Below are 19,705 nucleotides of genomic sequence, written 5' to 3'. Positions count from 1 at the left end.
GACCCCTGGCCGCGCACGAAGCCGGCGATCGCCGCATCCATCTCGCCCGCGATGCCCCGCACGTCCGCCACGTAGTCACGCGGGATCCAGCTGTCGACCTTGGCGATCATGCGGTCCCAGTCGAGCAGCAGGTAGAAGGCGACCACCGGCGTGATGACGAAGAGCGAGACGATGTCGACCAGCGCCATGCCCGAATTCCAGATCTGCTGGAAGACCGTGCCCATGAAGCCGGCGCCCTCGGCAAGCACGGAGGAGAAGCTCTGCTTGATCGTCCCCATCTGGCTGCGGATCCATTCCGGCAGGATTTCCGGGCGGAAGCTGGTGATGAGCTCCTGGAGCTGCGTGATGTAGCCGGGCAACTTGGAGAAGAAATCGGCCGCCTGGCTCGCCAGCAGCGGGATGATGATCATCAGCGACAGCGCGAAGATCACGATGAAGGTGATGAGGATCACCACCGTCGCCACGGTACGGCTCAAGCCGAAACGCTCGAGGCGGTCGGCGACCGGATCGAGGAAATAGGCGAGCGCCATGCCGGCGATGAAGGGCAGCAGGATCGAACGGAACACCATCAGGAAGGCAATGAACACGGCAAGCGCGATCAGCCAGAAGACGACCTGGCGTTTCAGTCCGGCGGCGGTGATCTGGCTGGGCATCGAACCTCTTCCTCGCGGGCGGCCTGCCCCGGCGGACCGCATCGGCCTCGCACTGCGGCGCACAGCCTCGCCATCGAGATAGGATGCAGCGGCGCCGCAGGTCAAGGCGGCGATGGCGACTGGCGCGCAATGAAGGCCCGGCAGCGGCGCGAGAGGCGTGAAACGGTGAAAAATGCCCGGCCGCGCCGGCAACGCGCTTGCACTTGCCCGAAGGGCATGCCAATCGCACGGGCGACGGGCGGCGTCGCGGCTGCCCCGCCGACGACGGCATGAGATGGAGACCGACAGATGAGCCAGCCGGGAAAGAATGGCCTGACCTACAGCGACGCGGGCGTCGACATCGATGCCGGCAACCTGATGGTCGAAAAGATCAAGCCGGCGGTGCGCTCGACGCGGCGGCCCGGCGCCGACGGCGAGATCGGCGGCTTCGGAGGCCTCTTCGACCTCAAGGCCGCCGGCTTCACCGACCCGGTGCTCGTCGCCGCCAATGACGGCGTCGGCACCAAGCTGAAGATCGCGATCGATGCCGACCGGCACGACACGGTCGGCATCGACCTCGTCGCCATGTGCGTCAACGACCTCGTCGTCCAGGGCGCCGAACCGCTCTTCTTCCTCGACTATTTCGCGACCGGAAAACTCGACCCCGACCAGGGCGCGGCGATCGTCGAAGGCATCGCGGAAGGCTGCCGGCAGGCGGGTGCGGCGCTCATCGGCGGCGAGACGGCGGAAATGCCGGGCATGTATTCGGACGGCGACTACGACCTCGCGGGCTTCGCCGTCGGCGCGGCCGAGCGCGGCCAGCTCCTGCCGAAGGGCGACATCGCCGAGGGCGACGTCATCCTGGCGCTCGCCTCCTCCGGCGTGCATTCGAACGGCTATTCGCTGGTACGCCGGATCGTCGCGCTCTCCGGCCTCGCCTGGGATGCGCCCGCCCCCTTCGCGGACGGCATGTCGCTGGCCGAGGCACTGATGACGCCGACCAAGATCTATGTGAAGCCGCTGCTCAGGGCGATCCGCGAGACGGGCGCGATCAAGGCGCTCGCCCACATCACCGGCGGCGGCTTCCCGGAAAACATCCCGCGCGTGCTGCCGAAGCATCTTGCCGCCGAGATCGACCTTGGCGCGGTGAAGGCGCCGGCCGTCTTCTCCTGGCTGTCGAGGACCGGCGGCGTCGAGGCTACGGAGATGCTGCGCACCTTCAACTGCGGCGTCGGCATGATCGCGGTCGTCGACGCCACGGACGCAGAGCGGGTGACGGCCGTGCTCGAAGCCGAGGGCGAGACGGTCTTTGCGCTCGGCCGCATGGTCGCGCGGGCGGACGGCGCGGCCGGCACCGTCTACAAGGGCACGCTCGCCCTATGACGATGTCCGAAGGCCCCCGCCGCAAGCGCGTCGTCGTCTTCATCTCCGGCGGCGGTTCCAACATGCTGACGCTCGTCAGGGCGGCGAAGGATCCGGCCTATCCGGCGGAGATCGTCGCCGTCTTCTCCGACCAGCGCGAGGCGGGCGGGCTTGCCAAGGCGGCGGTCGAGGGCATTCCGTCCTTCGCCATCGCCCGGCGGGACTTCCCGTCGAAGGAAGCGCACGAGGCCGCCCTCGTCGAGGCGCTCGACCGCTTCTCCCCCGATCTCATCTGCCTTGCCGGCTACATGCGCCTGCTCTCGGCCGATTTCATTTCCCGCTACGAGGGCCGCATCCTCAACATCCACCCGTCGCTGCTGCCGCTCTTTCCGGGTCTGCACACCCACCAGCGCGCGCTCGACGCCGGCATGAAGATCGCCGGCTGCACGGTGCATGTGGTGACGGAAGCCATGGACGAGGGCCCGATCATCGGCCAGGCGGCGGTGCCGGTGCTGGCCGGCGACACGGCGGAAACGCTTGCGGCCCGCGTGCTGACGGTGGAGCACCGGCTCTATCCGGCGGCGCTGAAGCGGGTTGCGGAGGGGGGCGACGGCAAGGCTGCGCCGCAGGACGGCGACGGCATGCCGCCGGATGTCATCGTTTCCTGCTGACCCGCCGCGGCATCAGGCGGTCCGGCGCGCCGGCAGCCGTGGATCGGATCGGTCGAGACGACCGGCGCCCTCCCGCCTATGCGGCAGCGATCCGCGGCGCGCCCATCTTGAACCAGGCCCTGGCGATCCTGCCGGCCTCGATTTCGTAGAGACAGATCACATCCACCTCGCCAGGCCCTTCGGGAAAGGTGCGCGTGACGGTTTCGTGGTCCACGACGAGGTTTCCGACGACGGCACGCGACAGCAGCCTGCCAAACAGGTTCGGCTCCCTGAAGCGCTCGACATGGCGCGCACGGACCTCGGCCGCCCCGCGGGCAAGGAGCGTCGCGGGAAAGGCGTAATATTCGCAGTCTTCGGCCCACCAGCGCATGAAGGCGTCGATGTCCCGGGCATTGTAGGCATCGAGCTGCATGCGGACCGGCACCGTGACGTCGTCCAAAGGCGTGTCTTTCATCTCATCGTCCCACATACCAAGCCATTCGGCCCGGAGGCCGCCGCAGCGGCAAAGGCGGTCAGCCTTCGAACTCCGCCCGGTTCAGCATCAGCCACTGCAGCAGCACGATCGTCTTGGCGTCGACGATGCCGCCGGTGGCGATGAGGCCATAGGCCTCGTCGATCGGCATCTCGACGACCTCGATGTCCTCGCCCTCGCCTTCGACGCCGCCGCCTGTGCCGGTGCGATGGCGCGTGTCGACCGTCGCGACGAAGCAGCCAACGCGTTCGGTGAGCGTGCCGGGGCTGGCGTAGAGGTCGAAGAGATGGCGCACGGCGGTGACCGCGTAGCCCGTCTCCTCCATCGCCTCGCGGGCGACGGCGGTCTCCGGACTGTCGCCGTCGAGCAGGCCGGCCGGCGTCTCCAGCAGGAAGCCCGGACCGCCGCCGAGATGCGCGCCGAGCCGGAACTGGCGCACGAGGACGACCGACCGGCGGAGCGGATCGACGAGCAGCACGGTGGCGGCGTGCCCGTGGTCGTGCACCTCGCGCGAAAGCCGCTCGACGCGGCCGTCGGCGCGCGTCTGCTCGATGAGGAGGTGTTCGAGGTGGATGAAGCGCTTCCACACCGTCTGGCGCTGGACGATGCGGATCGGAAAGTCGCTGTCGGCCTTCATGAGGGATCCCGGATCTGGATTGCGGCACTGGTTTCGGACGCCGGGCGCCGGGCCCGGCGGCTATGCCGGGTCACGCCGTTCTCAGCCACACCCGGTTGTCGTGGAAGGCGGCGCCGCCATAGGGGGCGACGGGGTCGGCGCCGGTGAGCACGTTGATGCCCTCGCCGTCGAGATGGGCGTCGTTCGGCCAGAGGCCCTCGGCGACCAGCACGCCCTCCCGGACGCTTTCGGTGACCCTGGCGTGCAGCCGCACCTGGCCGCGGCCGTTGCCGAGCGTGACGACGGCGCCGTCGGCGATGCCCTCACGGGCCGCGTCGGCGGGATGGATCATCACGTCGGGGCGCCCTTCCCGCTCACGCGAGCTCTTCGTCTCGGCGAAGGTGGAGTTGAGGAAGGTGCGGGCCGGCGAGGTGGCGAGCCGGTAGGGATGCCCGGCATCCGCCGTCTCGATGACGGCGACGTGGTCCGGGAGCGGCGGCAGCGCCGCGTGCGGCCCGAGCGCGCCGACCGCCTTCGACGGCCTGTTCGGCGCCGGCGTCACCGTCCATTGCGGCCGGAAACGGAACTTTCCGTCCGGGAAGGAGAAGCCCTTCAGGAAATGCGCCGTCTCGAAATCCGGCTGGCAGTCGATCCAGCGTTCCTCGAAGAGCCCGTCGAAGTCGACGCCGTAATGCGGCAGCAGGCGGGTGATGTGCTCGCGCTCGGACAGACCGAAGCCCGGCCGGTCGGCGACGCCGAGGCGCTTCGCCAGTTCCTCGATGACGAAAAGGTTGGTGCGAACGGTGGCCGGCGGCTCGACGAGCTTCGGGCCGAGCAGGATGTGCTGATGGCCGCCGCCGCGGTAGATGTCGTCATGCTCGACGAACATGGTGGCGGGCAGCACGATATCGGCGAGCTTGGCCGTATCCGTCATGAACTGCTCGTGCACGGCGACGAAGAGGTCGTCGCGCAGGAAACCCCGTTTGACCAGCCGCTGCTCGGGCGCGACATTCACCGGATTGGTGTTCTGCACCAGCATGGCGGTGACCGGCCCGCGATGGCGCAGCGCCACGGGATCGCCGGTCAGCACGCGGCCGATCTGCGACTGGTCGAGATCGCGGATCTCCGGGTCGGCCATCGAAAGGCCCGTCAGTTCCGCCTTGCGCAGGTGGAAGATCGCCGCGTTGCTGTGGAAGGCGCCGCCGCCCTCGTGCTGCCAGGAGCCGAGCACGGTGGGAACGCTGAGCGCCGCATGCATGGAGACCGCACCGTTGCGGCTGCGGGTGAAGCCGTAGCCGAGGCGGAAGTAGCTGCGCTTCGTCCGGCCGACGAGCGCCGCGAAGGCCTCGATCTCGGCGACGGTCAGTCCGGTGATCTCGGCCGCCCAGGCGGGGCCGCGCGAAGCAAGATGCGCCTCGAGCCCCGCCGGGTCGTCGGCGAATTTTTCCATATAGACGCGGTCGGCGTGGCCGTCGCGGAAGGCGACGTGCATGACGGCGCAGGCGAGCGCGGCGTCGGTGCCGGGCCTCAGCTTCAGCGCCATGTCGGCCTGCTTCATCGTCGGGTTGTCGTAGATGTCGATGACGACGATCTTCGCGCCGCGGTCCTTGCGCGCCTTGACCGCGTGGGTCATGACATTGACCTGGGTGGAGACGGCGTTGGTGCCCCAGATGACGACGCAGTCGGCCTTTGCCATCTCGCGCGGATCGGGACCGCGCAGCGTGCCGGCGCCCATGACGAAGCCGGTCCAGGCCGGATTGGTGCAGATCGAGCCGAAGAAGCCGGAATATTTCCGGGCATGGCGCAGCCGGTCGATGGAATCGCGCTGCACCAGCCCCATCGTGCCGGCGTAATAATAGGGCCAGACGGCCTCCGAGCCATGCGCCTGTTCGGCGCGGACGAAGGCATCGGCGATCGCGTCGAGCGCCGCCTCCCAGGAGATGTCCTGCCAGCCGCCCGCACCCTTGGCGCCCTTGCGCTTCATGGGCTTCATCAGCCGGTCGGGGTGATAGAGGCGCTCGGCGTAGCGGGCGACCTTGGCGCAGATGACGCCGGCCGTGTAGCTGTTGGCGGCGCTGCCGCGCACCTTGCCGATCCGCCCGTCGGCGCCGATCTCGACGTCGAGCGCGCAGGTGGAGGGACAGTCGTGCGGACAGGCCGTGTGTCCGATTCTGGCTTCGGCGATATTCGGGGTCGCAACGTTCATGGCTTTTCTATATGGCAGTGCGGAACCGGCCAAAAGCCAATTCTCGCGGCCATTTCAAGAATTCATCGCCAGATCACGGAAACTGCATGAACTACCGCCACATCTACCATGCGGGCAATTTCGCGGACGTGCTGAAGCATGCGGTTCTGGCGCGGCTGGTGACCTACATGCAGGGCAAGGACAAGGCGTTCCGCGTGCTCGACACCCATGCGGGCGTCGGGCTCTACGACCTGTCGAGCGAGGAGGCGCAGAAGACCGGCGAATGGCGCGACGGCATCGGCCGGCTGATCGGGGCGGACCGTCCGGCCGCGATCGAGGCGCTGCTCGCCCCCTATCTCGGCGTCGTGCGGGCGCTCAATCCCGAGGGCGGCGTGACGCTCTATCCCGGATCGCCGAAACTCGCGCGCGCCCTCTTCCGGCCACAGGACCGGCTGTCGGCGATGGAGCTGCATCCGGACGACTACGAGGACCTGCACCGGCATTTCGACGGCGATTTCCAGGTCCGCGTGACGCATCTCGACGGCTGGCTGGCGCTCGGCGCCCATCTGCCGCCGAAAGAGAAGCGCGGCATCGTGCTGGTCGATCCGCCCTTCGAGCTCGCCGGCGAATACGAGCGGCTGGCCGACGGCCTTGCGAAGGCCTGGAAGCGCTTTCCGGGCGGCACCTACTGCCTGTGGTATCCGCTGAAGAAGGGCGCGCCGGTCGCCGAGTTCCACGCGGCGCTGAAGGCGCTCGGCATCCCGAAGATCCTCTGCGCCGAGCTTGTCGTGCGGAGCGACCGGGAGACGACGGGACTGACCGGCTCCGGCCTCATCGTCGTCAATCCGCCCTATACGCTGAAGGGCGAGCTCGACCTGCTGCTGCCCTGGCTGAAACCTCTCCTGGCGCAGGACCGCTTCGCCTCCAGCCGCTGCTTCTGGATTGCCGGCGAGGGCAAAATCGCCTCTTGACCGCGGCCGGCGGCGCACCCACTCTCCGGTGAAACGGGAGACGACCCATGAACCGGATTTCTGCTGCCCTTGCGGCCGTGCCGCTCGCCCTGACATTGCTGTCCGCCGCACCGCCCGCCGAAGCCTCCTCCGCCGGCGGCGCCTGCGCCGATCCGGCGGTGCTCGAACGCATCACCGCGTCCTTCGAATACAATGCGAAGAACGTGCTGAAGCAGCCGGTCTCCATCGCGGAGATCGCGCATATGCAACGCAGCCGCTTCGAGCCGCGCACGCAGTACGCGTCCTCCGTCGAGCGGGAATACTGCGGGGCCAAGGCGGCGCTGACGGACGGCAGCGTGCGGCAGCTCTGGTACCTGATCGAACAGCCGTGGGGCTTCGCCGGCACGGGCCGCGGCGTCGAATACTGCCTGGCAGGCCTCGATCCCTGGAAGATCCACGGCGCGCACTGCCGGTCGGTCCGCTGAGCGGCGACGGTCGCATGAGGCTGCCGACGATGCCGGCGATCGCCGGCCTGTTCGCCATGGTCCTGCTTGCCGGCTGCAGCGACGGCGGCGACGGCGGCACGGCGGCTGCCACGGCGGCCGGGCGGCAGGATGCGGCGCCGCGCAAGGCCGAAACGGCCGCCGTGCCGCGGGGCGCGGGCTTCGACTTCTATGTGCTGTCGCTCTCCTGGTCGCCAAGCTGGTGCGCGGAGAACGACCGCGGCGGCAGCACCGACCAGTGCCGGCGCGGCGCCGAGCACGGCTTCATCGTGCACGGGCTCTGGCCGCAATTCGACACCGGCCATCCGGAATTCTGCCGCACGCGCCAACCCGACCGCGTGCCGGAGGCGCTCGGCCGGCGCTACCTCGACATCATTCCCTCCATGGGCCTCATCGGCCACCAGTGGCGCAAGCACGGCACCTGCTCGGGGCTGAGCCAGGCCGACTATTTCCGGGTGACGCGGGCGGCGCGCGAACGGCTCGTCGTGCCGCGCGCGCTCGACGACGGCGCGGCGGCGGTGCGGCGCGATCCGGCGGAGGTGGAGGACCTGCTCGTCAACGCCAATCCCGGCCTCACGCCGCGCGGCATCGCGGTCACCTGCGACGGCGGCCGGCTGGAGGAGATCCGCGTCTGCCTGACCCCCGGCCTCGCCTTCCGCGACTGCCCCGAGGTCGACCGCGCCGCCTGCCGCGCCGGCAGCGTCAGCCAACCCGCCATCCAGTGAACCCGAGGACCCCTTCATGAAGATCTTCTACTCGCCCGCCTCGCCCTATTCGACCAAGGTGCGCATGGCCGCCCACCATGCCGGGCTCAAGGCGGAAGCCGTGCTGACGGACACCGGTGCCGATCCGGCCGAGCTGCTCGCGGCAAACCCGCTCGGCAAGATCCCGACCCTCGTCACAAAGGACGGCGAGGCCATCTTCGACAGCCGCGCCATCATGCACTTCATCGACCGCGAGTCCGGCGGCAAGCTCTATCCGCGGGGGGCGAAGAAGCGGCTGAGGGCGGAGGTGCTGGAGGCGACCGCCGACGGCATCTGCGACAGCCTGCTCGCCATCGTCTACGAGCGGCGCTTCCGGCCCGAGGAGAAGGTGCACCAGCCGTGGATCGACCGGCAGTGGGGCAAGGCGATGCGGGGCCTGGACAGCCTGGAGGCCGACATGCCGAAGCTCGGCCGCAAGCCGAAGGCCGGCCATTTCGCGCTCGCCGCGCTGCTGCGCTACATCGAGCTGCGCTTCACCGGCCGGTGGCAGGAAGGAAGGCCGAAGCTCGCAGGCTTCCTCGACCGTTTCGAGAGGGTGTTTCCGGACTATGCGAAGTTCAAGGACTGACCGCCCCCGCAAAAGACGCGCACACGAAAAAGGCCGGGCTCCCGCCCGGCCAATTCGCACCGGCCATCATGGCCGGAACTTTTCTTTGACCGTCCCGAGGGGGACGGGCCTTCTTAGAACTTCACGCCCATGCCGACGCGGATGCTGTGGTCCTTGAGGTCGGACTTCACGTCGCCGGAGTTCAGGTTGTAGGTCTTGCTGTTGTAGTCGGTGTAGCGGTATTCGACGCGCGCCGTGATGTTGTTGGTCACGAAGCCTTCGACGCCCGCACCGGCGGTCCAGCCGACATGCGTGTTGTCGTCGGAGGACGTGCCGTCTTCCATCTCGGCATTGCTGGCGGCGACGCCGGCCGTTCCGTAGACGAGGACCGGGTTCATGTCGACGCCGACGCGGGCGCGCAGCGAACCGTTGAGGCCCTGCTCCGCGTTGCGGCCGTTGTGCGAGGAATCGATCGCCGAGTAGTTCAGGTCGGCTTCACCGCCGTAGACGAGCTGGCCGCTCTGCATGTTGTAGCCGCCATAGACGCCGCCGCCGAGGCCGTTGGCCCGCTTGTCGCCCTGCTGGTCGAAATCGCCGCGCTGCCAGGAGGCCGTGCCGCCGGCATAGGCGCCCGACCAGTTGCCGACGACCGGCTCGGAATATTCCGCTGCCGGCGCTGCCGGGACGTCGTCGATCGCGTCGGCCGCGTGGGCCGCCTGGAAGGCCGCGACGGACAGGGTGGTGGCGAGGATCGAGGTGATCAGAGTACGCATGACTATTCTCCTTTGCATTTCGACGTCGGCGCTGAGAGGAACGACCGACTGTCGTGTAACTCGGTTCCGGCTGCCCGGTTGAGTTCAAATTGAATAAAGATTGAGGATTTGAAAGAGCCAAATTGTGAAATTTTCGCGGCAGCAGCATGACGTAATTTCGATGTTGCTTGACGACAACACCCAATTTGTTAACCATAATCGTAAATATACGTGAGTAATACTTAAATATAGACGAAATTATTCCTTTCAGCCTCTCCGCATTAATTTTTCTGCAAACATTCGTCGGAAGCGGTTTAAGCGGCGGCGATGTTCTCTATATGTTTGACCGGTCAACCGAAGAGAATCGCAAACAGGATCCGCGTTGAAAATTCCGCTCAAGACGGCCCTCGTGACGGGCGCTGCCCGGCGCATCGGCCGGGCGATCGCAGAAGACCTCGCCGCCAGCGGGTTCGCCGTGGCGATCCACGCCAACACGTCGCTCGCCGAGGCCGAATCCCTTTCGGCGGCGCTGAACGCGCGCGGCGCGAGGACGGTGGCGCTCGCCTGCGACCTTTCCGACTCGACGGCGACCGAAGGGCTGATCGCTGAGGCCGCCGCGGCGCTCGGCCCGCTCGGCCTTCTCGTCAACAATGCGTCGCTCTTCAAGCCGGACAGCGTCGAGGCGCTCGACCCGGCGCTGTGGGACCGGCATTTCGACGTGCATGTCCGGGCGCCGTCGATCCTCGTGCGGGATTTCGCCAGGCAACTGCCGGCGCAGAATGCCGGGCTCGTCGTCAACATCCTCGACCAGCGGGTCTGGAACCCGACGCCGCGCTACTATTCCTACACGCTCTCCAAGGCGGCGCTCTGGATGGCGACGCGCACTATGGCGCAGGCGCTGGCGCCGTCGATCCGGGTCAATGCCATCGGCCCCGGCCCGTCGCTGCCGAACGAGCGGCAGGATCCGCGCGACTTCCAGCAGCAGGTCGAAGGGCTTATCCTGAAGACGGGGCCGCGGCTCGACGAGTTCGGCCGCACGGTGCGCTACCTGTTCGAGAGCCCGTCGATCACCGGCCAGATGATCGCGCTCGACGGCGGGCAGCATCTTGCCTGGGAGACGCCCGACGTGGCGGAGATCGTGGAATGACGGCCGGACGGCAGGTGGAGGACGGCGGCGTCCTCTATGACGAGACCGAGGCCGACGACGAGGACATCGTCGCCGAAGGCGACGGCGCGGCCGCCGCCGCCCTGCCCGCCATCGAATGGACCGAGACCTCCGACCTGCCGGAGGGCGTCATCGGCGCGGATCTCATCCAGCTCTATGTCAAGCGCCTGCCGAACAGCCCCGGCGTCTACCGTATGTTCAACGCTGCCGGCGACGTGCTCTATGTCGGCAAGGCGCGCAGCCTGAAGAAGCGGGTGACGAACTACGCGCAGGGACGCGGCCATTCCAACCGCATCGTGCAGATGATCCGCCAGACGGCGAAGATGGAATTCGTCACGACGCGGACGGAGACCGAGGCGCTGCTGCTCGAGGCGAACCTCATCAAGCGCCTGCGGCCGCGCTTCAACGTGCTTCTGCGCGACGACAAGTCCTTTCCCTATATCCTCGTCACCGGCGACACGCGCGCGCCGGCGATCTTCAAGCACCGGGGGGCGCGCAGCCGCAAGGGCGACTTCTTCGGACCCTTCGCGTCCGCCGGCGCCGTCGGGCGGACGATCAACTCGCTGCAGCGCGCCTTCCTGCTCCGCACCTGCACCGACAGCGTCTTCGAGAGCCGCACCCGTCCCTGTCTGCTTTACCAGATCAAGCGCTGTTCCGGCCCCTGCACGCACGAGATCGGCGATGCCGACTATGCGGAGCTGGTGCAGGAGGCGAAGGATTTTCTCTCCGGCAAGAGCCAGAAGGTGAAGGCGCATATGGCCGAGGCCATGAACGCCGCCGCCGAGGACCTCGATTTCGAGCGCGCCGCCGTCTATCGCGACCGGCTGGCGGCGCTCAGCCATGTCCAGAGCCACCAGGGCATCAACCCGGCCGGCGTCGAGGAGGCGGATGTCTTCGCCATCCACCACGAGGGCGGCGTCTCCTGCATCCAGGTGTTCTTCTTCCGCACCGGGCAGAACTGGGGCAACCGCGCCTATTTCCCGAAGGCCGACCCGCAGCTGACGAGCGCCGAGGTGCTGAACGCCTTCCTGGCGCAGTTCTACGACGACAAGCCCTGTCCGAAGCAGATCCTCCTGTCGGAGACGGTGGAGGAACTGGAACTGCTGGCGCTGGCGCTCTCCGAGCGGGCCGGCCACCGCGTCTCGATCCTCGTGCCGCAGCGCGGCGAGAAGCGCGACCTCGTCGAGCATGTCGTCGCCAATGCCCGCGAGGCGCATGGCCGCAAGCTCGCCGAGACCGCCTCGCAGTCGCGGCTGCTCGAAGGCTTCGCGCAGACCTTCCACCTGCCCTCTGTGCCGCGGCGCATCGAGATCTACGACAATTCCCACATCATGGGCACCAACGCGGTCGGCGGCATGGTGGTGGCCGGGCCGGACGGCTTCGTGAAGGGGCAGTATCGGAAGTTCAACATCAAATCGACCGACATCACGCCCGGCGACGACTTCGGCATGATGAAGGAAGTGATGACGCGGCGCTTCGCGCGGCTCATCAAGGAAGAGGGCCTGCCGGACCGGGCTGCCGCGAGCGACGGGACCGAGGCCGCCGACCTGCCCTTCCCCGCCTGGCCCGACGTCATCCTGATCGACGGCGGCCAGGGCCAGATGACGGCGGTGCGGGCGATCCTCGAGGAGCTCGGCATCACCGACCAGGTGGTCGCCATCGGCGTCGCCAAGGGGCAGGACCGCGAGGCCGGGCGCGAGCGCTTCTTCGCCGCCGGCAAGCCGGACTTCTCGCTGCCGCCGCGCGACCCGGTGCTCTATTTCGTGCAGCGCCTGCGCGACGAGGCGCACCGCTTCGCCATCGGCTCGCACCGGGCGCGGCGCAAGAAGGAGATGGTGAAGAACCCGCTCGACGAGATCGCCGGCATCGGCCCGACGCGGAAGCGCGCGCTGCTGCAGCACTTCGGCACCGCCAAGGCCGTCTCGCGCGCCGGCATGTCGGACCTGATGGCCGTCGACGGCATTTCGGAAAGCGTCGCCCGCCTCGTCTACAACCACTTTCACGAAACGGCGGCAGGCTGAGGCGGCGCTATTCCGCCGGCTCCTCCGCCCCCACCGCGTGGAAGCGGGCCTCGAATTCGCGGCGGAGCATGCGGCGGACTTCGGCGGCGCGCTGGCGGCGTTCGGCGGTCGGGGTCTTCGCCGTGAAGGGCGGCACCTCGGCGGGGCGGCCTTCCTCGTCGACGGCGACCATGGTGAAATAGCAGGAATTGGTGTGGCGGCGCTCGCCGGTGCGGATGTTCTCCGCCTCGACGCGGATGCCGATCTCCATCGAGGTGCGGCCGGCATTGTTGACCGAGGCGCGGAAGGTCACAAGCTCGCCGACATGGATCGGCTGGCGGAAGACGACCTGGTCGACGGACAGGGTGACGGCGTAGCGCTGCGAATAGCGCGACGCGCAGGAGAAGGCGACGCGGTCGAGCAGGTTGAGCAGCGCGCCGCCATGGACCTTGCCCGAAAAGTTCGCCATGTCCGGCGTCATCAAGACGACCATTTCCAGTTTGCTGCTGTCGTGCCCCGTTTCCATCCGCCCCTCGTCTGCTGCTGCGTCCTTAGACAATATCGGCATCGGCACCATTGGCAATGTCGCACGGGACGCGGCTATGGTATCGGGTCCGGCAAAGCCGCGGCGCGGACGACGAAGCGGTTGACGCGGGTTCATCGGTCATTCAGATCAATTCTGTCACAATCGATGCTCACGACCGCGTCCCCGGTTGACCTCGCCGCCGCAAAGTCCTTCTCTAGCCCGACAATCCGAGAATCGAACCCGATGTCCACGCCTGCTGCCTACAACATTCCCAATCTGCTCACCTACGGCCGGATTCTCGCCGTGCCGCTGATCGTGCTCTGCTTCTTCATGGAAGGCCGGCTGCAATCGTCCGACTTCGCGCGCTGGTCGGCGCTGGCGCTCTTCGCCGTCGCCTCGATCACCGACTTCTTCGACGGTTATCTCGCCCGCATCTGGGAGCAGACCTCGAATATCGGCCGCATGCTGGACCCGATCGCCGACAAGCTGCTCGTCGCCTCCGTGCTGCTCCTCATGGCCGCCGACGGCACGATCGCCGGCTGGACGATCTGGGCGGCGATCATCATTCTCTGCCGCGAGATCCTGGTCTCCGGCCTCAGGGAATATCTCGCCGAGCTCAAGGTCAGCGTTCCGGTGACGCGCATCGCCAAGTGGAAGACGACGATCCAGATGGTGGCGATCGCCTTCCTGCTCGCCGGCCCCGCCGGCGACAAGCTTCTGCCCTTCACGACGGAGGCGGGCATCACGCTGCTGTGGATCGCCGCGCTCATCACCATGTATACGGGCTACGACTATTTCCGCGCGGGCCTCAAGCATATCGTGGGGGACTGATGGCAACGAAACTCGTCTATTTCGCCTGGGTGCGCGAGCGGATCGGCCGCGGCGAGGAGGAGATCGACCTGCCGGGCAGCGTGACGACCGCCGGCGAGCTCATCCGCTACCTCAGGACGCGCGGCGAGGAATACGAGCTGGCGCTGGAGCACGAGAACGTCATCCGCGTCGCGGTCAACCAGGAGCATGTCGAACACGGCGAGAGCATTCTCGGCGCCCGCGAGATCGCGCTCTTCCCGCCGATGACGGGCGGCTGACAATGGCCGGCGGCGGCAGCGTGCCGGTCGTCGTCCGCGTGCAGGCGGACGCTTTCGACGCGGCGGCGGAGACGGCGGCGCTCACCGCCGGACGCCCCGGCATCGGCTCGGTCGTCACCTTCACCGGCCTCTGCCGCGACGAGGGCGGCCGGCTTTCCGCCCTCGAACTCGAACACTATCCCGGCATGGCGGAGGCGGAGATCGGCCGCATCTGCGGCGAGGCCGTCGAGCGCTTTTCGCTGGCCGGCATCGCCGCGATCCACCGGACCGGCCGCATCCGGCCGGGCGAGAACATCGTGCTGGTCATCGCAGCCGCGCCGCACCGCCAGGCCGCCTTCGACGGCGCCGCCTTCGTGATGGACTACCTGAAGACCTCGGCCCCCTTCTGGAAGAAGGAACACCTGGCGGACGGCAGCAGCGGCGGCTGGGTGTCGGCCAAAGACGCCGACGATTCGGCGCGGGACAAGTGGACGACATAGGACGTAGACTCCCTGTCGCGCAGCCCGATGCGGACCGGGACGCGTTTGAGGGCAGCGAACTGGTTTTCTGCCGGCTCGTCGTATCGGGTTGCGATCCGACGAAACGCCTGGCGTGATTGAAGACGCGCTCGGTCATGCCCCACGTGGAGTCAGCCAGATCATTTCGGCTCATGCGTTGCCTGGATCGGACCTTGTCGCAAGGAAAGCCGCCTGTCGGGAAACGACCTCATTGTCGTCGTTCGCAGCGCTTCCGTTGCCGCCCGAAACCCGGCGTTCCTTGACATTGGATTGGCTTGCCTCTCATTCAAACAATCGACATTGAGAGGCATTCAGCCATTGGAGTCGATATGGCGGCTTTATAACAGCCCCGTGGCGGGCTCCGCTACTCCCGAAGCCGACCTTCTCAAGCAGGCGATGGACATCCAACACACGGCGGGACGGAACGGGTGACAGCGGTCATTCGGCCAAGCGACTACTGAAAAGCTTTCGTTCTTTGTCGCCCAACTTGATTGGTGTTAGCGAGTATTCGCAGTCGAAACCCTGATCATCGCTGTAGTACCCTGTGTATATCCATATCGAGGGGAAAGGGCAGTCCTTCAGAAAGCCTTGCAGATTTTCAACTGCACTGAAGATGTCGTCCGGTTCGCTATGGGTTGTCAGATTGTCGAGAACCAGTATCGTTCTCTCTTTGCCACGATGCCGCTTTGCAGCTTTTTTCTGAATTGCCGTCCTGATTTCTAGTTCGAGATCGATGTGCGGATTGAGAGGAGGTCGAAGAAACAATTGCGGCACGCGATCTTCGTCGCCCAATGAGAAAAGCCTCTGCTTATCAGACTTTGCTTTTATGCTCTCCACGATTTCGGCAGGGATAGTGCCCGGAAAGTGCTTCTCGATCTTTAGCACCTCGTATCCCCACAGTTCCTTTCGATGGAGCAAGATCACACAATCGTTTTCAGCTCGCATGAGTTGGAGCAACTTCTTCTCTGCTATTCGACAAATTTCGAGATAGAACGTGGTGCCGTCATGCATGACATACTCGAAATCCCACGGACAATCCCTGCCAACGACATAAAATTGTGGAGGCTCAATCTGCTCTCGATAGTGTATTTCCGCGTATTGCCGTGAGAAATGAAAAGCGACGATTTCTTCCCTATGGCGATCATCAAGAACGTTCATTCTTACGACTTCACGTATGCCGCCATCCTCATCGATGAAGGTATGCCTCGTGAAGTTTTGTTTCCCTTCCAGATCCAGCTTTGGCGCATACGTGCTTTCTCGCCCTTGAAGCAATTGTGAACTAAACGCGCTTCCAACCATCGCAGCACCTTGATGTGAGACGACGCGCGATCGAGACTTCGGTCTTGACTGCGCTATGACAGTTATTGCATAGCCGCCGAGACTTGTGCAGTCACGTTCAGGGAACCGCCTTGTCGCGGCGGAAGATGACGAGCAGCAGCACGAGGCCGGAAAAGATCACGAAGTCGCGCCAGAGAAAGGCGCCGTAGGCGCCCCAGAGCGTTTCGGCGACGCCGACCAGCACGCCGCCGAGCGCCGAGGCGAGCGGCGCGCCGTAGCCGCCGACCGCCGCGATGAACAGCACCTTGACGCCGAAGGTGAGGCCCGAGCCGAAATCGAGATTGCCGTAGTAGGACGCCGCAAGGATGCCGCTGACGCTTGCCACCGACGCGGCGAGCGCGAAGGCGCCGAGATAGACGCCGGCCGAATCCACGCCGCAGAGCTCGGCCGCCTGCCGGTCGTCCGACACCGCCCGCCAGCGCCTGCCCCAGCCGGACCGGGCGAGGAAGAGATGGCCGCCCGCCACCAGCAGCGCCATGGCCAGCGTGTTGACGAGCTGGATCGTCGTCAGCGTCACCGGGAAGGCCGGATCGGCCCACAGCACCACCGGCCGGTTGAGGAAGGGCGGCAGCCAGAGGTCGCGGGTCTCGGCGGCGAGCCGCGCCGTCTCCATCAGCACCAGCACGACGCCGACCGCGGCGACGACGACGGTGTTGTCGGAGGAGAAGGAGAGCGGCCGCATGACATAACGCCCGATGGCGAGCCCGGTGCCGACGCCATAGACCAGCGCCAGCGCCGCGCCGAAGGCAAGCGCCGCCGGCAGCACGAGCCACAGCCGTGTCCAGCCGGCGTCGAAGAACAGGATGAACATCTGCGCGGCGAAGGCGAAGAGCGCGCCGAAGCCGATATCGGCCCGCCGGGTGACGGCGAAGACGATCGAATAGCCGAAGGCGAGCGCCGCATAGAGCGCGGCGATCGGCACCGCATTGGCAAGCTGCTGCAGGAAATAGGCCATGGCGCGTTCCGGACCGGTGCTGAAGCCGCCTGGAAACCGGACGCGCCGGATTGCAGGTGTCCGTGAAGTTATAACTGGTAAAAATGAATTTACCAGTTAGAATTAGGCATGACCTTCGCCTGGACACCCCATCGCTTCTCCGGCGGCGCGCTGGCGCTGGACGTCGCCAATTCCGTCGTGCTGCGCTTCGACCCGGCACGCCGCATCGACCGTTTCGCCGACCCGGCCGTGATGGACGCCTTCGCGGCGGGCGCCAACACGCACGGGGCGGAACGCGACGGCTTCGGCCCGCTGCGGCCGGCGGCGCCGGACGACCGCCGCCACCTGATCGTCCTGCGCGAGGCGATCGACCGGCATTTTCGCGCGCTGGCGGAGGGAATGCCGTCGGAGGCGCTGCTTGCCGACCTGCTGGAGGCGATCGCCGGCACGCTGCGGCGAAGCGGCGACAGGCCGCAGGCGCTCGACGCGGCGACGGCGCGCTCGGCCCTCCTGCTTGCCGCCGCGCCCGAGCCGGATCGCCTGAAGATCTGCCCCAATTGCCGGTGGCTCTTCCTCGACCGGAGCCGCAACCGCTCGCGCGCCTGGTGCGACATGGCGGTCTGCGGCAACCGCGCGAAGGCGAGCCGCCACTATCGCCGCCGCAAGGAGAAGACCCCGTGAAGAGATGGATCGCCGCCCTCATGCCGTTCCGCAAACCGTCGAAGCGCGAGGACGCATCATTCGTTCGTTGCCGCGCACCCTCGGCCGCCGGGCCGCTTCGCGCCCTTGCCGGCCTTGCCGTTGCCATTCCGCTGGCGCTTGCCGCCTGCCAGCGCGAGACCGGGCCGGACCCGCTGCACCTCACCGGCAAGATGTTCATCTTCAACTACCGCCTCGCCTACGCCACCTACATGGTGACGCTGACGAAGAGCGAACCGGTGCCGGAGGGATCCGTCGTCACCGCCGAGTTCGAGAACCCGGCCGGCGGCGCGCCGCTCAGGCTGGAGCGCAAGCTGTTTGCGAAGCTCGACAAGGTGGTGCTGGAGAGCCCCGACATCACCTGCGTGAAGAAGGGCCGGCCCTACAGGGTGGCGATCCGGGTCGTCGGCCCCGGCGGCGAGGAGATCCAGGCGATCGACACCGAGGTGCGCTCCGACCTCGACCAGGACGTCATGCCCGCCAAGGCCCTCGTCGTCGGCCCCGCCTATGACAAGAATCCCGAGGTGTTCAAGGACGGCAAGACGCCGACGGTGTTCGAGACGGCGAAGTGCCCTGTGTGAGGGCGCCGCCGCGACGCCGATGACGGATCCTGCAGGGCGCGGGTTCTCCTCCTCGCGGCTTCACGACCTTACCCAAGTGTCAAAATCCCGGGGCGCCACGTTGCTCCCACACAAGACCGTCGCGACGGTCTGCCCGTGAAAACGGTCCGCATTCTCGAGAATGGCGGCGACACCCAGAGCGGCGGCAGGTTCGACGATCAGGCCCGCGTGCCTGTAGAGCAGCGCCATGGCCTCGACGATGCTGCCTTCCCCGACCAGAAGCGCATCGTCGACGATCTCCAGCATATCGGTCAAAACGTCGGGGATGGTGTACCGCCCGGCCACGCCGTCGGCGATCGTATCGGGCGGCCCGGATTCGACCGGCTCGCCGGCGCGATAGGACCGGGTCAAGGCGGGCGCTTTTTCCGGCTGGACCGACAGGACGCCGGTCTCCGGGCGACAGGTTTTCAGCGCAAGGCCGATGCCGGTCGCCATCGCCCCGGCCCCCAGCGAAACCAGGACGGCGTCCAGCGCAAACGGCAGTTTCGCGAGTTCCAGGCCGATCGTCCCCGCCCCTTCGCAGGTGTCGATGTTCCTGCTGTCCTCGACGAGGAAGGCGCCGGTCTTTCGGGAATGGGCGACCGCGGCCTCGAGGGCCTCCTCGATTTGCCCTTCCACCAGGACAACCGTTGCGCCGAGCGCCTTCATGCGCGCGACTTTCAGGGGATTGGCAGCCGCCGACGCCGTCACGGTTACTGAAAAGCCCCGGTTGTTGCCGGAATAGGCGAGTGCCTGGCCAAGGTTTCCGGCGCTTGCACAGACCACGGCTCGCGGGCCGCCGGCCCGCTCCAGGTTGGAAAGCACGACGTCCGTTCCGCGCCCCTTGAAACACCGGACGGGATTGAGCGTTTCGACCTTCAAGACGATGCGGCAGCCCAGGGCCCGGCTGAGATGCGGGCAGCAGTACTGCGGCGTATCCCGAAAGACGCCATCGATCTTGTGAACGGCGTCCCGAATTCTATCGATGCTGAGTCTGGTCATCTGCCGATGCTGGCACACCGAAAATGTCGTCACAAGCGCCCCGCCCGGCTTCGGACGATCATCCGGCCCCGTCCGTCAGTGTCCGGATGCGCGTGCGGCAAGCGCCCTGCGGAACGTATCGGCGGCCGTGAACAGCACCTCCGGCGGAAAGCCGGAAAAGCCGATGACCAGGCCCTGGCGCGGCGGTTCGGAGACGGCCATCGACGACAGCGCCCGGGCGCCGAGGCCGGCCGCGCGGGCGATCTCCACCAGCACCGTGTCGTCGTCGGTCGCGCCGTGCGCGACGGCGACGAGATGCAGGCCCTGCCCGGGCACGCCGACGGCGAGGCCGGGCGCGCCGGCGAGGCCTTCGACAAGCGCGTCGCGGGCGGCGGCGGCGCGGCGGCGGGCGCGGCGCAGATGG

22 protein-coding genes and 1 pseudogene are annotated in these 19,705 nt (G+C 67.0%); 13 read left to right on the top strand and 10 right to left on the bottom strand.

Annotated elements, in window-relative coordinates; translation table 11 throughout:
• Positions 1–653 (bottom strand): AI-2E family transporter (locus LXM94_RS16310; RefSeq protein WP_235772527.1); only part of this gene is annotated, 653 nt, incomplete at its 3' end.
• A gap of 288 nt (positions 654–941) precedes the next feature.
• On the opposite strand from LXM94_RS16310, the gene purM reads away from it, so the two are divergent.
• Together purM and purN are read left to right on the top strand one after the other, a co-directional pair.
• On the top strand, positions 942–2,015 hold the full coding sequence (gene purM / locus LXM94_RS16305; RefSeq protein ID WP_235772526.1) for a phosphoribosylformylglycinamidine cyclo-ligase: 1,074 nt from the start codon (positions 942–944) through the stop codon (positions 2,013–2,015).
• A gap of 2 nt (positions 2,016–2,017) precedes the next feature.
• Complete coding sequence (purN, locus tag LXM94_RS16300; RefSeq protein WP_408015652.1) at positions 2,018–2,665, top strand: phosphoribosylglycinamide formyltransferase; 648 nt, start codon at positions 2,018–2,020, stop codon at positions 2,663–2,665.
• A 76-nt stretch (positions 2,666–2,741) separates the two neighbouring features.
• Here the strand turns inward: purN and LXM94_RS16295 are convergent, their stop codons facing one another.
• The 3 genes from LXM94_RS16295 to LXM94_RS16285 form a co-directional block, all read right to left on the bottom strand.
• Positions 2,742–3,119 (bottom strand): nuclear transport factor 2 family protein, encoded by a 378-nt coding sequence (locus LXM94_RS16295; RefSeq protein WP_235772524.1) that lies wholly within the window; start codon positions 3,117–3,119, stop codon positions 2,742–2,744.
• Positions 3,120–3,177: 58 nt separating this feature from the next.
• Complete coding sequence (locus LXM94_RS16290; protein ID WP_235772523.1) at positions 3,178–3,774, bottom strand: NUDIX domain-containing protein; 597 nt, start codon at positions 3,772–3,774, stop codon at positions 3,178–3,180.
• 70 nt (positions 3,775–3,844) lie between these two features.
• Positions 3,845–5,977 carry a molybdopterin-containing oxidoreductase family protein gene (locus LXM94_RS16285; RefSeq protein WP_235772529.1) on the bottom strand — a complete coding sequence of 711 codons (2,133 nt, stop codon included), beginning with the start codon at positions 5,975–5,977 and terminating at the stop codon, positions 3,845–3,847.
• Between the two features lie 68 nt (positions 5,978–6,045).
• On the opposite strand from LXM94_RS16285, the gene LXM94_RS16280 reads away from it, so the two are divergent.
• Genes LXM94_RS16280 through LXM94_RS16265 form a run of 4 tightly spaced genes read left to right on the top strand, consistent with a single transcriptional unit; the run spans position 6,046 to position 8,723 of the window.
• Positions 6,046–6,909 (top strand): 23S rRNA (adenine(2030)-N(6))-methyltransferase RlmJ, encoded by an 864-nt coding sequence (locus LXM94_RS16280; protein WP_235772522.1) that lies wholly within the window; start codon positions 6,046–6,048, stop codon positions 6,907–6,909.
• Between the two features lie 47 nt (positions 6,910–6,956).
• Positions 6,957–7,373 (top strand): hypothetical protein, encoded by a 417-nt coding sequence (locus tag LXM94_RS16275; protein ID WP_235772521.1) that lies wholly within the window; start codon positions 6,957–6,959, stop codon positions 7,371–7,373.
• A 14-nt stretch (positions 7,374–7,387) separates the two neighbouring features.
• Positions 7,388–8,116, top strand: coding sequence for a ribonuclease T2 family protein (locus tag LXM94_RS16270; RefSeq protein WP_235772520.1), 729 nt, complete (start codon positions 7,388–7,390; stop codon positions 8,114–8,116).
• A 16-nt stretch (positions 8,117–8,132) separates the two neighbouring features.
• The gene (locus tag LXM94_RS16265) at positions 8,133–8,723 is read left to right on the top strand and encodes a glutathione S-transferase (protein WP_235772519.1); all 591 of its coding nucleotides are present in this window, start codon (positions 8,133–8,135) and stop codon (positions 8,721–8,723) included.
• 113 nt (positions 8,724–8,836) lie between these two features.
• On the opposite strand, the gene LXM94_RS16260 is transcribed toward LXM94_RS16265, so the two are convergent.
• A complete protein-coding gene (locus tag LXM94_RS16260; RefSeq protein WP_235772518.1) occupies positions 8,837–9,475 on the bottom strand; it encodes an outer membrane protein in 639 nt (212 codons plus the stop codon).
• A gap of 361 nt (positions 9,476–9,836) precedes the next feature.
• Between LXM94_RS16260 and LXM94_RS16255 the strand changes: the two genes are divergently transcribed.
• Together LXM94_RS16255 and uvrC are read left to right on the top strand one after the other, a co-directional pair.
• Complete coding sequence (locus tag LXM94_RS16255) at positions 9,837–10,601, top strand: SDR family oxidoreductase (RefSeq protein ID WP_235772517.1); 765 nt, start codon at positions 9,837–9,839, stop codon at positions 10,599–10,601.
• On the top strand, positions 10,598–12,640 hold the full coding sequence (gene uvrC, locus LXM94_RS16250) for an excinuclease ABC subunit UvrC (protein ID WP_235772516.1): 2,043 nt from the start codon (positions 10,598–10,600) through the stop codon (positions 12,638–12,640). The genes LXM94_RS16255 and uvrC overlap by 4 nt, the downstream gene beginning before the upstream one ends.
• A gap of 7 nt (positions 12,641–12,647) precedes the next feature.
• On the opposite strand, the gene LXM94_RS16245 is transcribed toward uvrC, so the two are convergent.
• On the bottom strand, positions 12,648–13,145 hold the full coding sequence (locus tag LXM94_RS16245) for an acyl-CoA thioesterase (RefSeq protein ID WP_235772515.1): 498 nt from the start codon (positions 13,143–13,145) through the stop codon (positions 12,648–12,650).
• 243 nt (positions 13,146–13,388) lie between these two features.
• On the opposite strand from LXM94_RS16245, the gene pgsA reads away from it, so the two are divergent.
• Genes pgsA through LXM94_RS16230 form a run of 3 tightly spaced genes read left to right on the top strand, consistent with a single transcriptional unit; the run spans position 13,389 to position 14,712 of the window.
• A complete protein-coding gene (gene pgsA / locus LXM94_RS16240) occupies positions 13,389–13,976 on the top strand; it encodes a CDP-diacylglycerol--glycerol-3-phosphate 3-phosphatidyltransferase (protein ID WP_235772514.1) in 588 nt (195 codons plus the stop codon).
• Positions 13,976–14,233: a molybdopterin converting factor subunit 1 gene (gene moaD, locus LXM94_RS16235; RefSeq protein WP_235772513.1), complete on the top strand. Its 258-nt coding sequence runs from the start codon at positions 13,976–13,978 to the stop codon at positions 14,231–14,233. The genes pgsA and moaD overlap by 1 nt, the downstream gene beginning before the upstream one ends.
• 2 nt (positions 14,234–14,235) lie before the next feature.
• The gene (locus tag LXM94_RS16230) at positions 14,236–14,712 is read left to right on the top strand and encodes a molybdenum cofactor biosynthesis protein MoaE (RefSeq protein WP_235772512.1); all 477 of its coding nucleotides are present in this window, start codon (positions 14,236–14,238) and stop codon (positions 14,710–14,712) included.
• 456 nt (positions 14,713–15,168) lie between these two features.
• Here LXM94_RS16230 and LXM94_RS16225 read toward each other — a convergent pair whose 3' ends face one another.
• Both LXM94_RS16225 and LXM94_RS16220 read right to left on the bottom strand, forming a co-directional pair.
• A complete protein-coding gene (locus LXM94_RS16225) occupies positions 15,169–16,029 on the bottom strand; it encodes a hypothetical protein (RefSeq protein WP_235772511.1) in 861 nt (286 codons plus the stop codon).
• 97 nt (positions 16,030–16,126) lie between these two features.
• Positions 16,127–17,023 (bottom strand): branched-chain amino acid ABC transporter permease, encoded by an 897-nt coding sequence (locus LXM94_RS16220; protein WP_235772510.1) that lies wholly within the window; start codon positions 17,021–17,023, stop codon positions 16,127–16,129.
• Positions 17,024–17,131: 108 nt separating this feature from the next.
• Here LXM94_RS16220 and LXM94_RS16215 point away from each other — a divergent pair, with 108 nt between their 5' ends.
• On the top strand, positions 17,132–17,683 hold the full coding sequence (locus LXM94_RS16215) for a CGNR zinc finger domain-containing protein (RefSeq protein ID WP_235772509.1): 552 nt from the start codon (positions 17,132–17,134) through the stop codon (positions 17,681–17,683).
• Positions 17,680–18,282, top strand: coding sequence for a hypothetical protein (locus LXM94_RS16210; protein WP_235772508.1), 603 nt, complete (start codon positions 17,680–17,682; stop codon positions 18,280–18,282). Before LXM94_RS16215 ends, LXM94_RS16210 begins: the two co-directional genes overlap by 4 nt.
• A 60-nt stretch (positions 18,283–18,342) precedes the next feature.
• Here the strand turns inward: LXM94_RS16210 and LXM94_RS16205 are convergent, their stop codons facing one another.
• On the bottom strand, positions 18,343–19,302 hold the full coding sequence (locus LXM94_RS16205; protein ID WP_235772507.1) for a threonine ammonia-lyase: 960 nt from the start codon (positions 19,300–19,302) through the stop codon (positions 18,343–18,345).
• Between the two features lie 75 nt (positions 19,303–19,377).
• A pseudogene (locus LXM94_RS16200) lies at positions 19,378–19,705 on the bottom strand (PLP-dependent aminotransferase family protein); the annotation flags it as partial.

It is taken from the genome of Rhizobium alarense (genome assembly GCF_021555155.1).
GTDB classification, from domain to species: domain Bacteria; phylum Pseudomonadota; class Alphaproteobacteria; order Rhizobiales; family Rhizobiaceae; genus Rhizobium_D; species Rhizobium_D alarense.
The sequence above is the reverse complement of the archived record's forward strand: the minus strand, read 5'-3'. Positions and strand labels throughout refer to the sequence as shown.